We start from the raw sequence: 13,433 nt of genomic DNA on the forward strand, positions 1-13,433 counted from the left end.
CGGTCCGGGGGGCGCGTGCCGGTGTCGCGAGGGTCTCGGGGGCCGGTGCTTCCGGTGCCCGCGATGCGGGGGCCGTTGCCGCCCGTGCGACGGCGGGCGGCGGGATGCCCGTCTCCGGGCCTCGGCGCCGAGGGCGCCCGCCGGCGTAAGTGGCTCCGCCCCACCCGGCTCCGGCGGTGAGCGGCGGTGTGACGAGGCCGGCCGGTCCGGTCAGGGAGCCGGTCCCCCCGGAGTCAGCTCCGCCAGCATCGCGCCACGCAGCCGCAACGTGGTCACCAGGCGCTGGAACGCCTCCGACCAGTAGCTCCCGGCGCCGGGCGCCGCGTCCTCCGGCTCGTCCGGTATCGCCAGCAGCGCGTCCAGCCGGCTCGCCTCGGACGGGTCGAGGCAGCGCTCGGCCAGCCCCATGACTCCGCTGAAACTCCATGGATAACTCCCTGCGTCCCGCGCGATGTTGAGCGCGTCGACCACGGCCCGCCCGAGCGGCGGGGCCCAGGGCACCGCACACACCCCGAGCAGCTGGAACGCCTCGGACAGGCCGTGCGTCTCGATGAAGCCGGCCACCCATGCCGCCCGCTCACCGGCGTCCAGAGCGGCCAGCAGCCGGGCGCGCTCGGCCAGGGACACCGCCCCCGGACCACCCGCTTCCGGCGCGGACGGCTCCCCGAGCAGTGCGCGCGACCATGCCGCGTCCCGCTGCCGCACCGCCGCCCGGCACCAGGCCGCGTGCAGCTCGCCCTGCCAGCCGTCGGCGACCGGCAGCGCCACGATCTCCTCCGGCGTACGCCCGCCGAACCGCCCCGGCCAGGTGCCGAGAGGCGCCGCCTCCACCAACTGCCCCAGCCACCAGGAGCGTTCCCCGCGCCCGGCCGGCGCCTTGGCCACCACGCCGTCGCGCTCCATCGCCGCGTCGCACTCGTGCGGCGCCTCCACCACGATCGTCGGCACGTCCCGCGTACGGTCCACCGCCACGCACGCCGCGGCGCGCGCCGCCATCCGCGCGGCCAGCGCCGACGCGGGCAGCGCCGACAGCAGCTCGGCCGCCGTCTCCCGCACGTTGCGGCTGCGGTCGGCCAGCGCCCGCTCCAGGAAGGTCTCGTCGTCCAGGGCGAGTCCGGCGCGCAGGGAGTCCAGGAACATCAGCCGGTCCTCGGCCCGCTCCGTCACCCACGTCTCCTCCAGCAGGGTCCGCGCGGCCGCCGCGTCACGGGAGCGCAGGGCGGTGAGCAGCGTGACCCGCTCGGCGAAGAGGCCCTCCTGCCAGAGCCGCCGTATGCCCTGCGGGTCGCGGAGGTCAGGTGCCGAGGGGCCGCCGCCGGGGGCCGTGCGCAGGGCGAACCGCCAGTCCGGGTTGAGACGGGCCAGCCACAGCGCGCGCGGGCCCGCGAACCGCAGCGCCGCCGGTCGCAGGTCGGTGCGGCCCCGCGCCGCGTCGAGCAGGGCGGGCAGCGCCTGCGGGGGCGCCGCGTAGCCGCGGGCGTTCGCCGCCTGGAGCCACTGGGGCAGCAGCTCCATCAGGTCCGGCGCCGCGGCCCGGCGGCCGCCGCCGGACGCGCCGGGACGGTCGGCGAGCAGCGCCGCGAGCCTGCGTGCGGCGGCGGGCGGCAGCGGTGGGCGCGGGTCCTCGGGGGCAGGGCGCAGCCGCTCGGCGGGCCGCGCGGGGCACAGCCCGGCCCGCCGCCGTACGGTCGCCGCCGCGGCCGCGTCGAGCAGGTCCGACGGCGTCTGCGGTCCGGGCGCCACGCCCGGCGGGGTGCGCCGGTCGGTTCCCAGCAGCGCCGTGGTCACCAGCCGCTCCCAGTGGTCCGGGAGGGACGCGGCCACGGTGGCGGTCGTCCTGCTCATGAGCTTCCTTTCCGACGGGGGTCCCGGTGCGGTCGAAGACTCACGCGCACCGAGTGTCCAGCGATGTCCGAAAGATGCACGGGGGCGACGGGGCCGGTGATGACTGAGGGGCGAAAGTGGCTGGTCAGCACAGAGGTACCGCCTCTCCCGGACCCTGCGGCCAGGCCGCCAGAGGAGTGAAACCGCGGGGGCCGCACTCGCCGAACACCCGGACCGGGGCGCCTCCGGACAGGGCGACCAGCCGCCACAGCCCCGGGCGGGACCGGGCCGCCGCGCCGACCGGCAGGGCCTGGTCCTCGTCGGCGTCGGCCAGCTGCCAGCCGTCACCGTCCGGGACCGGCACCACACGCTCCAGCGTCACCGGGACCGACACCCGCCACGGGTCGTCGCGCAGCGCGGCGCCGTAGCGGGCGAGCGCCCCGGACGTCGTCGTGCCCGGCGGGCGCACGGTCGTCGGCGCGGGCGCCCCGAACCGCTCGGTCAGCGCCGTCCGCGGCTGTCCGGCGCCCGGGTAAGGGGTCAGCTCCGCGTCGACCGCCAGCCCGGCCGGGAGTGCCAGGTCGGGGGCGCGGCCGGGTGCCCCGTAGGAGAGGAGCAGCGCCGTACGGCCGGACACCGTGCCGTGCAGCCAGATGCGACGGGTGATCAGGCGGCTGTCGGACGTGTCGTACTGGGCGAGGACGAGCCAGTCGTCGCGGATCGCGGGGCCCTCCGGCGACGCGGTAAGGCCGACACGGGAGCGGACCGTCGCGGCGAGCGGCTCGGGCAGCCGGTCACGCCGTAGCCAGGCCTGGGCCAGGAGATGGAGCAGGGCGCACTCCTCCAGCAGACGGACCGGCGCGTCGGCGCCTACGCCGGCGCTCGCGAGCGCCCCGAGATCCCGGACCCGGTTGGCCAGTCCGGGGGCCTGCGCGTCGACCATGCGGGCCGCGGTCTCCTCCCACAGGGCGGGACCGGACTGCCCGGCCGAGATCAGCCCGCCGCGCAGCAGGTCCGCCAGACGCCGCTCCAGCTCGGCCGCCCCCGCGGTGACCCGCTCGGCCCGGCGCTCGGCCCGCCGCCGGGCGGCCGGGGAGACGGTCGGTGGGGACGCGAGGGCTGCGGCCTCCGGTTCGTCGGACGAGGGCTCACCGGGCCCGTCCGGCACGGGCTCACCCGCCGTGCCGAGCAAGGGGGCGCCTTGGCCGGGCACGGGCTGGCTCGGGGCGTCGGACGCGGCAGATGCGGGCGCGGAGATTCCGCCCTCCGCCGTGCCGGGCGAGGGCTCACCGGGCCCGCACGGCGCGACCTCGCCTGCGCTGTCCGACGCGGCGTCACATGCCTGTGCCGGTACCTGCGTCACGGTCCGGCGCACCCCCTGATCAGTCATGCTCTCGACGGTAGGTCCCGCCACTGACAGTCCGTGTCGGCCGGGCATTTGTGCAGGTCGAGGGTGATTGTCAGTGGCGTGGTGCACGGTGGGTGACAGATCCGAACCGGCCGAGCTGGAGGGGGGACCCAGCCATGTCTGTGTCCGCAGAACCGACGTCCGTCGACCCGCGGCGGAACGGCTCCGTGCCCGCGGACACCGGCACCGCGCGGACGGACACCCTGCGTCCGCACGCCGAGCACGCCTTCGCGGACGAACTGGCCGCGCTGGCCGCCCAGGACGACCGCCCGCGCCCCGCCCGCTGGCGCCTGTCGCCGTGGGCCGTCGCCACCTACCTGCTCGGCGGGACGTTGCCGGACGGAACGGTGATCACCCCCAAGTACGTCGGTCCGCGCCGGGTCGTGGAGGTCGCGGTGACCACCCTCGCCACGGACCGCGCCCTGCTGCTGCTCGGCGTGCCCGGCACCGCCAAGACCTGGGTCTCCGAGCATCTGGCCGCCGCTGTCAGCGGCGACTCGACGCTGCTGGTGCAGGGCACGGCCGGCACCCCGGAGGAGGCCATCCGCTACGGCTGGAACTACGCCCGGCTGCTCGCCCACGGCCCCAGCCGCGACGCCCTCGTGCCCAGCCCCGTGATGCGGGCGATGGCGGAGGGCAGGACGGCCCGCGTCGAGGAGCTGACCAGGATCCCGGCCGACGTCCAGGACTCCCTGATCACGATCCTGTCCGAGAAGACCCTGCCGATACCGGAGCTCGGGCAGGAGGTGCAGGCCGTCCGCGGCTTCAACCTGATCGCCACGGCCAACGACCGCGACCGCGGCGTCAACGAGCTGTCCAGCGCCCTGCGCCGCCGGTTCAACACGGTGGTGCTGCCGCTGCCGGAGACACCGGAGGCGGAGGTCGACATCGTCACCCGCCGAGTGGAGCAGATCGGGCGGTCGCTGGACCTGCCGGCGGTGCCGGACGGCGTCGACGAGATCCGCCGGGTCGTCACCGTCTTCCGGGAACTGCGCGACGGCGTGACCGCCGACGGGCGGACGAAACTGAAGTCGCCCAGCGGCACGCTGTCGACGGCCGAGGCGATCTCCGTCGTCACGGGCGGGCTGGCTCTCGCCGCCCACTTCGGCGACGGCGTGCTGCGGGCCGGTGACGTCGCCGCGGGCGTGCTCGGGGCGGTCGTCCGCGACCCGGCGGCGGACCGTGTCGTCTGGCAGGAGTACCTGGAGACCGTCGTCCGTGAGCGCGACGGCTGGTCGGACTTCTACCGGGCCTGCCGCGAGGCCGGCGCATGAACGGGAGCCGGGCACGGGACGCGGGGCAGCCGCTGCTGCTCGGCGTGCGGCACCACGGGCCCGGGTCGGCGAAGGCCGTGCGGGCCGCGCTGGAGGCGTCCCGGCCGCGCGTCGTGCTCATCGAGGGCCCGCCCGAGGCCGACCCGCTGGTCCCGCTGGCCGCTGCGGAGGACATGCGCCCGCCGGTCGCCCTGCTCGCCCACGCCGTGGACGAGCCCGGCCGGTCGGCGTTCTGGCCGCTCGCCGGGTTCTCCCCGGAGTGGGTCGCGCTCCGCTGGGCGCTGGAGCACGGGGTGCCGGCCCGCTTCATCGACCTGCCGGCCGCCCACACGCTCGCCTGGGAGCGGGACGAGGAGGACATGGACGGGGGAGAGAAGGACGGGGAGGACGGCGGTACGGACGCCGGGGCGGAGCAGGACGCCCTGGGCGAGGACGTGCGGGTCGATCCGCTGGGAGTGCTCGCCGACACCGCCGGGTACGACGACGCCGAGCGCTGGTGGGAGGACGTCGTCGAACACCGGGGCGCGGGAAAGGGGGACGCGCTCGCGCCGTTCACCGCCCTGGAGGAGGCCATGACGGCGCTGCGGGAGACCTACGGCAGCGGCGGGCACGGGCGGGACCTGATCCGTGAGGCCCATATGCGGCTGCGGATACGGGACGCGCGGCGGGAGTTCGAGGACGGCGTGGCCGTGGTCTGCGGGGCGTGGCACGTGCCGGCCCTGCGGCGGCGTACGGGCGTGACGGCCGACCGGGCGCTGCTCAAAGGGCTGCCGAAGGTGAAGACGGACGTGACGTGGGTGCCGTGGACGCACCGCAGGCTGTCCCGGGCCGGTGGCTACGGCGCGGGCATCGACTCGCCCGGGTGGTACGCGCATCTGTTCGCCGTCCCGGACCGGCCGGTCGAGCGGTGGCTGACCAAGGTCGCGGGACTTCTGCGGGCCGAGGACCGCACCGTGTCACCCGGCCATGTCATCGAGGCGGTGCGGCTCGCCGAGACCCTCGCCGCGCTGCGCGGGCGGCCGCTGCCCGGCCTGGGGGAGGCCACCGACGCCGTACGGGCGGTGATGTGCGAGGGCTCCGACGTGCCGCTGGCGCTGGTGCACGACCGGCTGGTCGTCGGCGACGTGCTGGGGGAGGTGCCGCACACGGTGCCCGCGGTGCCGTTGCAGCGGGACCTGGAGCGGACGCAGCGCCGGCTGCGGCTCAGACCGGAGGCGGCCGAGCGGGAGCTGGACCTCGACCTGCGCGAGGAGACCGGCGCGGAGCGCAGCCGGCTGCTGCACCGGCTGCGGCTGCTCGGCATCGACTGGGGACGCCCGGCCGTCTCACGCTCCGGCACCGGGACCTTCCGGGAGACCTGGCGGCTGCGCTGGGAGCCCGAACTGGCCGTGCGCACCGCCGAGGCGGGAGTGTGGGGGACGACCGTGCTCGCCGCGGCGACCGCGAAGGCGGAGGCGGACGCGGTCGACGCGCGCGGCCTCGCCGACGTCACGACTCTCGCGGAGCACTGCCTGCTGGCCGCCCTGCCCGACGCCCTGCCGGTGGTGATGCGCGTCCTCGCCGACCGCGCCGCCCTCGACACCGACGTCGCCCACCTCGCGCAGGCGCTGCCCGCCCTCGTCCGCTCGCTGCGCTACGGCGACGTCCGCGGCACCGGCACGGCAGCCCTCACCGAGGTCGCCGCGGGCCTCGCCGAGCGGGTCTTCGTCGGACTGCCCCCGGCCTGCGCCGGGCTGGACGCCGACGCGGCCGAGGAGATGCGGGGCCATGTCGACGCGGTGCACGGCGCGCTGAGCCTGCTCGGCGACGTCCCCGCGGCGCCCGACGGGAGACTGCGCGCACGCTGGCGTGCCGTGCTGCGGACGCTGTCCGCGCGGGACACCGTGCCCGGGGTGCTGCGCGGGCGGGCCGTGCGCCTGCTGCTCGACGAGGGTGAGCTGGCGCAGGATGAGGCGGCTCGGTTCATGGGGCTCGCGCTGTCGCCCGGCACGCCCCCGGCGGACGCGGCCGCGTGGATCGAGGGGTTCGTCGGCGGCTCCGGCGGTGGGCTGCTGCTGGTCCACGACGAGCGGCTGTTCGGCCTGGTCGACCGGTGGCTGACGGCGGTCCCGACGGAGGCGTTCACAGACGTGCTGCCGCTGCTGCGGCGGACGTTCTCGGCGTACGAGTCGGGGGTGCGGCGCACGCTCGGGGAACTGGTGCGCCGGGGACCAGGGCGGCGCGACCGCACGGACACGGCGGCGGCCGGCGCGCCCGGCTTCGGGCCGGGTGTGGACGAGGCACGGGCGGACGCAGTCCTGCCGGTGCTGCGGCTGCTGCTGGGACCGGACTGCGACGAGGGGACGCGCGGGGAGCGAGTGGAGGTGCGGCGATGACGGAGGATGCGACGGGGGAGCGGCTGCGCCGGTGGCGGCTCGTGCTCGGCGGCGACACGGCCGACGGCACCGGACACACGCTGTCCGGGCAGGACGCCGCGATCGACGGCGCCCTCACCGCCCTCTACGGCAGGGACGACAACCCCGCGGCGGGGCGCGAACGGGCGGGAGGGCTCGGGGCGTCGGCGCCGTCGGTGGCGCGCTGGCTCGGTGACATCCGCACGTACTTCCCCACCTCCGTCGTCCAGGTCATGCAGCGCGACGCCATCGACCGGCTCGGCCTCGGCACGCTGCTGCTGGAGCCCGAGATGCTCGAGGCGGTCGAGGCCGACGTGCACCTCGTCGGCACGCTGCTCTCCCTCACCAAGGCGATGCCCGAGACGACGAGGGAGACGGCACGGGAGGTCGTGCGCAAGGTCGTCGAGGACCTGGAGAAGCGGCTCGCCACCCGCACCCGGGCCACCCTCACCGGCGCCCTCGACCGCGGCGCCCGCGTCCGCCGGCCCCGCCACGGCGACATCGACTGGAACCGCACCGTCGCCGCCAACCTCCGGCACTACCTCCCGGAGCACGGCACGGTCGTGCCCGAGCGGCTCGTCGGCTACGGGCGCGCCTCGCGGTCGGTGAAGAAGGAGGTCGTGCTCTGCGTGGACCAGTCCGGATCGATGGCGTCGTCGGTCGTGTACGCCTCGGTGTTCGGGGCGGTCCTCGCGTCCATGCGGGCGGTCGCCACCCGGCTCGTCGTCTTCGACACGGAGGTCGTCGACCTGACCGAGCGTCTGGACGACCCGGTCGACGTCCTCTTCGCCACCCGGCTCGGCGGCGGCACGGACATCAACCGGGCGCTCGCGTACTGCCAGTCGCGCATCACCCGGCCCGCCGACACGGTCGTCGTGCTGATCAGCGACCTCTACGAAGGAGGGATACGCGACGAGATGTTGAAGCGGGTGGCGGCGATCAAGGCGTCCGGCGCCCAGTTCGTGTCGCTGCTCGCCCTCTCCGACGAGGGCGCGCCCGCCTACGACAGGGAGCACGCGGCGGCCCTCGCGGCGCTGGGTGCGCCGGCGTTCGCCTGCACCCCCGACCTCTTCCCTGAGGTGATGGCGGCGGCGCTCGAGAAGCGGCCGCTGCCGATACCGGACGGGGGAGCGGCCGGGCCGGACTCCCCGCGCTGAAAACGGACATGAGTGCCCATCGGTGACACGGGGGTTGCGGGACCGCGGGCGTCACGTGCAAGGATCGGGGGCGTTCGATCGAGGACCCGTGAAGGTGTCCGGTGGTCCCCGCAGTCCGGAGAGGGAACGCCCTGTCGACCTGGTCAGCAACAGCCGTGCCCGGGGCCGCCGTGCGTGTGGTGCGCGCCGCGGCTCGCAGGCGTGCGGTCCGGCTGGCGCTGGTGACGGGGGCCGTGTTCGTTCTGGGCGTCCTGTTCGGGGAGCAGGCCCAGGCTGCGGACGGCCCGTCCGCCGGAGGCGTTGTGCGGGTCGACGTCGGAGCCGTCGGGTCCGTGTGGGACGGCCTCACGGCGGAGGGCGACGGACCTGCGGCCAAGAATCCGGCCGGGAGCGCCGGTCGCCCTGCGGCTGAGTCGGCGGCGCGCGAGCGGGGCTCGCGTCCTGACGCCGGGCCGGTTGCACAGCCCGTGCCCGAGTCGGGCGCGCGGTCTGTGGAGACGCGGGTGGCGCGGTCGGGTGGTGAGCGGGGTTCTCGGTCTGCGGTCATGTGGGGCGTGGCGGCCGTGGCGGAGTCGGGCGCGCGGTCTGTGGAGACGCGGGTGGCGCGGTCGGGTGGTGAGCGGGGTGCGCGGTCTGCGGTCATGTGGGGCGTGACGGCCGGCGAGCAGGCGGCGCGGCCTGGGGCCGAGTCCGGTGCGCGGTCGGGGGAGAAGCGGGTCGCGCTGTCTCTCGGTGAAGCGGTGCGTGTCGCGGACGAGCGCGTGGTGCGACCTGTCGTGCAGCCGGTCGCGGAGCAGTCGGGCAGGCAGCAGGGCCCTGTGGAGCAGCAGGGCCCCGTGGAGAGGCCTCTCGAACACGTACTGCGGCCCGTCGGGCAGGTGGTCCGTGGCGTGACCCAGGAGTTGGGCGCCGTCACCTCGACCCTCCCCGCCGTGTCCCTGCCCGCCGTGTCCCTCCCCGCCGTGCCCCTGCCCGTGCTGGAGCAGCCCGCCGTGCTGCCGCCCCAGGTGATGCCGGGGCTTCCCGCCCTGCCGGACCTCCCGGGGCTCGCGGGCCTCCCCGCGCATCTCCTCCCCGCTCCCACCGCCCCCGGCGCGCACGCGCATGCGCCCGCACTCCCGCCCACCGCGGCAGACACCCCCTCGGTACCGGCTGCCCCCGTCGCCCACGGCCCCCGGCCCTCCGTGGCCACCCCCGAGCGCGCTCCCGCCGCCCGCCACGCGACCCCCGCCTCCCGGACCACCGCCGCCCCGCCTCAGGCGCCCGCCCCCAGGGACGGTGGTGAGGGAGACGGCGCTCTCGGCAGTCGGTCGTCCGCCAACCAGGGCACCGCCCGGCACGTCGACGCCGGCGCCGTGCCCGCCGTCCACCGGCCCGTGCCCCGGCTCGTGCCGGGTGCCGCCGCGCCCGCGGAGACCCCCCGTACGCGCGAGCACAGCCGGGACGTCCACGTCCCGCCCGCCTAGGCCGTACGGCGCCACTCCCGCGCAGGCGCGCGCAGCCGTTCACACGGACAGATGACCCGTCCCGGCCGAATCCGCCGTGGACCGGCCGTCCCGACGTTCTCCGGTGCGCACCCGCCTGTCACCCGTTCCTGACTCACGGGTAACAAAGGACTCCGCGGGGCATCAGGATCCGGACAGCCGAAAGCCGTCGGCTCGTCCGGCCGCGACCTCGCGGAGGGGAGACCGGCCCCATTGGGGAATGGAGGCCGGCCACCCCGCAACCCCGGACCCGGGCGTCACCGCCCCGTCCGGGTTGTTCGGCAGGGCCTCACCGGGCCAACCCCAGCCCGGTGAGGCCCCTCACGCGCGGCACGCGGTGCCGGAGAAGCCGACATCATGTGACAGGTATCACCGCTCACGTGTGACTCGCGATTTAGAGGCTCCCCCCATGCGGCGATAACCTGCGAGACGGACATGCCGCGCGCTCGGACACCGTGTGCGCCTCCCTTGTGACAGAGCGGACGTCACGTTGCCCTTCGCGGCACGCCCACGCATCCAACGAACCGCGAGATCACTGATAGGGACGGAAGCGCGTGGACCTGTTCGAGTACCAGGCGAGGGACCTCTTCGCCAAGCACGATGTACCGGTGCTGGCCGGTGAAGTCATCGACACGCCTGAGGCGGCCCGCGCAGCCACTGAGCGTCTCGGTGGCAAGTCCGTCGTCAAGGCCCAGGTGAAGGTCGGCGGCCGTGGCAAGGCCGGCGGCGTGAAGCTCGCCGCCACCCCGGACGAGGCCGTCGCCCGCGCGACGGACATCCTCGGCATGGACATCAAGGGCCACACGGTCCACAAGGTGATGATCGCCGAGACGGCCCCGGAGATCCTGGAGGAGTACTACGTCTCCTTCCTCCTCGACCGTGCCAACCGCACCTTCCTCTCCATCGCGTCCGTCGAGGGCGGCGTGGAGATCGAGGAGGTGGCGGCCACCCGTCCGGACGCCGTCGCCAAGATCGCCATCGACGCCATCGACGGCGTGGACGAGGCGAAGGCCCGCGAGATCGTCGAGGCCGCCAAGTTCCCGGCCGAGGTCGCGGACAAGGTCGCCAACGTCCTGATCAGGCTGTGGGACACCTTCATCAAGTCGGACGCCCTCCTCGTCGAGGTCAACCCGCTGGCGAAGGTCGCCTCCGGTGACGTCATCGCCCTGGACGGCAAGGTGTCGCTCGACGACAACGCCGAGTTCCGTCACCCCGAGTACGAGGAGCTCCACGACAAGGCCGCGGCGAACCCGCTCGAGGCCGCGGCCAAGGAGAAGAACCTCAACTACGTCAAGCTCGACGGCGAGGTCGGCATCATCGGCAACGGCGCGGGTCTCGTCATGAGCACCCTGGACGTCGTCGCGTACGCCGGTGAGAAGCACGGCAACGTCAAGCCGGCCAACTTCCTGGACATCGGCGGTGGCGCCTCCGCCCAGGTCATGGCCAACGGCCTCGAGATCATCCTCGGCGACCCGGACGTCAAGTCCGTCTTCGTCAACGTCTTCGGTGGTATCACCGCCTGCGACGAGGTCGCCAACGGCATCGTCCAGGCCCTGAAGCTGCTCGAGGACCGCGGCGAGAAGGTCGAGAAGCCGCTCGTCGTGCGCCTCGACGGCAACAACGCCGAGCTCGGCCGGCAGATCCTCACCGACGCCAACCACCCGCTGGTGCAGCGCGTCGACACCATGGACGGCGCGGCCGACAAGGCCGCCGAGCTGGCCCACGCCGCCAAGTAAGCACTCAGGACGAGGACACAACACACCATGGCTATCTGGCTCAACAAGGACAGCAAGGTCATCGTCCAGGGCATGACCGGCGCCACGGGCATGAAGCACACCAAGCTCATGCTCGGTGACGGCACCAACGTCGTGGGCGGCGTGAACCCGCGCAAGGCGGGTCAGACCGTGGACTTCGACGGCACCGAGGTACCCGTCTTCGGGACCGTCAAGGAGGCCATCGAGAAGACCGGCGCCAACGTCTCCGTCATCTTCGTGCCGGAGAAGTTCACCAAGGACGCGGTCGTCGAGGCCATCGACGCCGAGATCCCGCTGGCCGTCGTGATCACCGAGGGCATCGCCGTGCACGACTCGGCGTCGTTCTGGGCGTACGCCGGCAAGAAGGGCAACAAGACCCGGATCATCGGCCCGAACTGCCCCGGCATCATCACCCCGGGCGGCTCGAACGTCGGCATCATCCCCGGCGACATCACCAAGCCGGGCCGCATCGGCCTGGTCTCGAAGTCCGGCACGCTGACGTACCAGATGATGTACGAGCTGCGCGACATCGGCTTCTCGACCGCCGTCGGCATCGGTGGCGACCCGATCATCGGCACCACGCACATCGACGCGCTCGCCGCGTTCGAGGCCGACCCCGACACCGACCTCATCGTGATGATCGGTGAGATCGGCGGCGACGCCGAGGAGCGGGCCGCGGCCTTCATCAAGGACAACGTGACCAAGCCGGTCGTCGGCTACGTCGCGGGCTTCACCGCGCCGGAGGGCAAGACCATGGGTCACGCCGGCGCCATCGTCTCCGGTTCCTCCGGCACCGCGCAGGCGAAGAAGGAGGCCCTCGAGGCCGCCGGCGTCAAGGTCGGCAAGACGCCGACCGAGACCGCCAAGCTGGCGCGCGCGATCCTCGCCGGCTGAACCGCCGGCGCGACAGCGCATCGTACGGGTGGGCCCGCTCCCCTGGTGGGGGACGGGCCCACCCGTCTTCTCCCGCGCGGGGCGCGGCTCAGCGGGCCTGGGGGGAGAGGCGTTCCGGGCCGTCGAGCAGGGCCTTGCGCAGGCGGTCGCGCAGCTCGCGCTGCTCGTCCGAGAGGGGCCCCGGCGCAACCCGGGGCGGCACGCCCCGCACCGTCTCGCCCGGCGGTACGGGCGGTACGTAGTGCGTGGGCGCCGTGTGCAGGGTCATCGCCGTGCTGCCGATCAGGACGACGGTCACGGCCGCCGCCGTCCGTGTCCACAGGCGCGCCCGGCGCTCGCTGCCGCCGCGGACCGCCGCCGGTTCCGCCGCCCGCGTCCGGCCGGTGGACGCCAGCTCCGCCAGCCGGTCGTGCAGTTCCCCCGGATCGGCCAGCTCCGGCAGCCGCTCCGCGATGACCTCCCGCGCGAACATGAGCCTTCCGGCCGTGGCCCGTGTGCTGGCCTCCGTCTCCGCGGCGGTCTCGGGCAGGTCCAGGCCGACGCCGTCGTACAGCACGAGCGTGCGGCGGTACGGCGGGGCCAGGCTCAGCAGCGCGTCCAGCAGCGCGCGGTCGTCCTCCCCGGGCGGCGGGGGCTCGGGCCGGCGGTGGCGGCGGCGGAGGCGGTGCCAGGGGGACAGCGCCCAGTCGTGCGCGGCCGCCCGCACCCACCCCGCCGGGTCCGGGTCGCGGGCCACCTCCGGCCAGTGGTCCCACGCCCGCTGGAAGGCCCGCTCCACGGACTCGTGCGCGAGGTCGCGCCGCCCGGCGAGCAGGTACGCCTGCCGGACGAGGGCGGGGGCGCAGTACGCGTACAGCGCGTCGAAGGCCTGCGCGGGCGTCAGATACGGCCCCGCCCCCCGCGCGGCGGGGACGGCCCCCGGCGCGCGCTCCCGCCCCGACGGCCGCAACACCCGCGCCCAGGACGGCCGCGGCCGCCGACGCCCACCGCCACGGTCCGCACGACCACGCGTTGACAGGACCCCACCCCTGGACGACTCCCCGTGGCCCGACGCGGGGCTGCCGGCCGACACCGCCTCCCGCTCGGGCGCTGCCCCGCTCCCTGACCTGCGGTCGCCGGCGGGCGTCGCCTCCCGCTCGGGCGCTGCCCCGCTCCCTGACCTGCGGTCGCCGGCGGGCGTCGCCTCCCGCTCGGGCGCTGCCCCGCTCCCTGACCTGCGGTCGCCGGCGGGCGTCGCCTCCCGCT

At 75.2% G+C, this 13,433-nt stretch carries 8 protein-coding genes and 1 pseudogene; 6 read left to right on the forward strand and 3 right to left on the reverse strand.

The features are described 5' to 3' along the window. Positions 1-210: 210 nt before the first annotated feature. The gene (locus MTR79_RS03780; RefSeq protein ID WP_244789163.1) at positions 211-1,845 is read right to left on the reverse strand and encodes a DUF5691 domain-containing protein; all 1,635 of its coding nucleotides are present in this window, start codon (positions 1,843-1,845) and stop codon (positions 211-213) included. A gap of 124 nt (positions 1,846-1,969) precedes the next feature. Further along, a complete protein-coding gene (locus MTR79_RS03785) occupies positions 1,970-3,214 on the reverse strand; it encodes a hypothetical protein (protein ID WP_244789166.1) in 1,245 nt (414 codons plus the stop codon). Positions 3,215-3,348: 134 nt separating this feature from the next. Between MTR79_RS03785 and MTR79_RS03790 the strand changes: the two genes are divergently transcribed. The 6 genes from MTR79_RS03790 to sucD all read left to right on the forward strand — a co-directional run bounded on the left by MTR79_RS03790 (position 3,349) and on the right by sucD (position 12,188). After that, positions 3,349-4,506 carry an AAA family ATPase gene (locus MTR79_RS03790; RefSeq protein WP_048457957.1) on the forward strand — a complete coding sequence of 386 codons (1,158 nt, stop codon included), beginning with the start codon at positions 3,349-3,351 and terminating at the stop codon, positions 4,504-4,506. Further along, the gene (locus MTR79_RS03795; protein ID WP_244789168.1) at positions 4,503-6,881 is read left to right on the forward strand and encodes a DUF5682 family protein; all 2,379 of its coding nucleotides are present in this window, start codon (positions 4,503-4,505) and stop codon (positions 6,879-6,881) included. Before MTR79_RS03790 ends, MTR79_RS03795 begins: the two co-directional genes overlap by 4 nt. Next, the gene (locus tag MTR79_RS03800; RefSeq protein ID WP_244789170.1) at positions 6,878-8,056 is read left to right on the forward strand and encodes a VWA domain-containing protein; all 1,179 of its coding nucleotides are present in this window, start codon (positions 6,878-6,880) and stop codon (positions 8,054-8,056) included. Before MTR79_RS03795 ends, MTR79_RS03800 begins: the two co-directional genes overlap by 4 nt. A gap of 761 nt (positions 8,057-8,817) precedes the next feature. Then, the gene (locus MTR79_RS03805; protein WP_244789172.1) at positions 8,818-9,522 is read left to right on the forward strand and encodes a hypothetical protein; all 705 of its coding nucleotides are present in this window, start codon (positions 8,818-8,820) and stop codon (positions 9,520-9,522) included. 572 nt (positions 9,523-10,094) lie between these two features. Further along, positions 10,095-11,276, forward strand: a complete 1,182-nt coding sequence (gene sucC, locus MTR79_RS03810; protein WP_048457953.1) for an ADP-forming succinate--CoA ligase subunit beta — start codon at positions 10,095-10,097, stop codon at positions 11,274-11,276. A gap of 27 nt (positions 11,277-11,303) precedes the next feature. Beyond that, complete coding sequence (gene sucD, locus MTR79_RS03815) at positions 11,304-12,188, forward strand: succinate--CoA ligase subunit alpha (protein ID WP_086704293.1); 885 nt, start codon at positions 11,304-11,306, stop codon at positions 12,186-12,188. Between the two features lie 88 nt (positions 12,189-12,276). On the opposite strand, the pseudogene MTR79_RS03820 reads toward sucD, so the two are convergent. Further along, positions 12,277-13,071, reverse strand: a pseudogene (locus MTR79_RS03820) (Cro/Cl family transcriptional regulator); the annotation flags it as partial. Positions 13,072-13,433: the final 362 nt, after the last annotated feature.

The sequence above is a fragment of the Streptomyces sp. BJ20 genome, from assembly GCF_022869105.1.
GTDB lineage: Bacteria > Actinomycetota > Actinomycetes > Streptomycetales > Streptomycetaceae > Streptomyces > Streptomyces griseoincarnatus.

What these genes read in the sequence shown, in the direction of transcription:
- MTR79_RS03790 (WP_048457957.1), top strand. Translation starts at nt 3,349, where the DNA reads ATGTCTGTGTCCGCAGAACCGACGTCCGTCGACCCGCGGCGGAACGGC.
- sucD (WP_086704293.1), top strand. Translation starts at nt 11,304, where the DNA reads ATGGCTATCTGGCTCAACAAGGACAGCAAGGTCATCGTCCAGGGCATG.
- MTR79_RS03785 (WP_244789166.1), bottom strand. Translation starts at nt 3,214, where the DNA reads ATGACTGATCAGGGGGTGCGCCGGACCGTGACGCAGGTACCGGCACAG.
- MTR79_RS03780 (WP_244789163.1), bottom strand. Translation starts at nt 1,845, where the DNA reads ATGAGCAGGACGACCGCCACCGTGGCCGCGTCCCTCCCGGACCACTGG.
- MTR79_RS03795 (WP_244789168.1), top strand. Translation starts at nt 4,503, where the DNA reads ATGAACGGGAGCCGGGCACGGGACGCGGGGCAGCCGCTGCTGCTCGGC.
- MTR79_RS03800 (WP_244789170.1), top strand. Translation starts at nt 6,878, where the DNA reads ATGACGGAGGATGCGACGGGGGAGCGGCTGCGCCGGTGGCGGCTCGTG.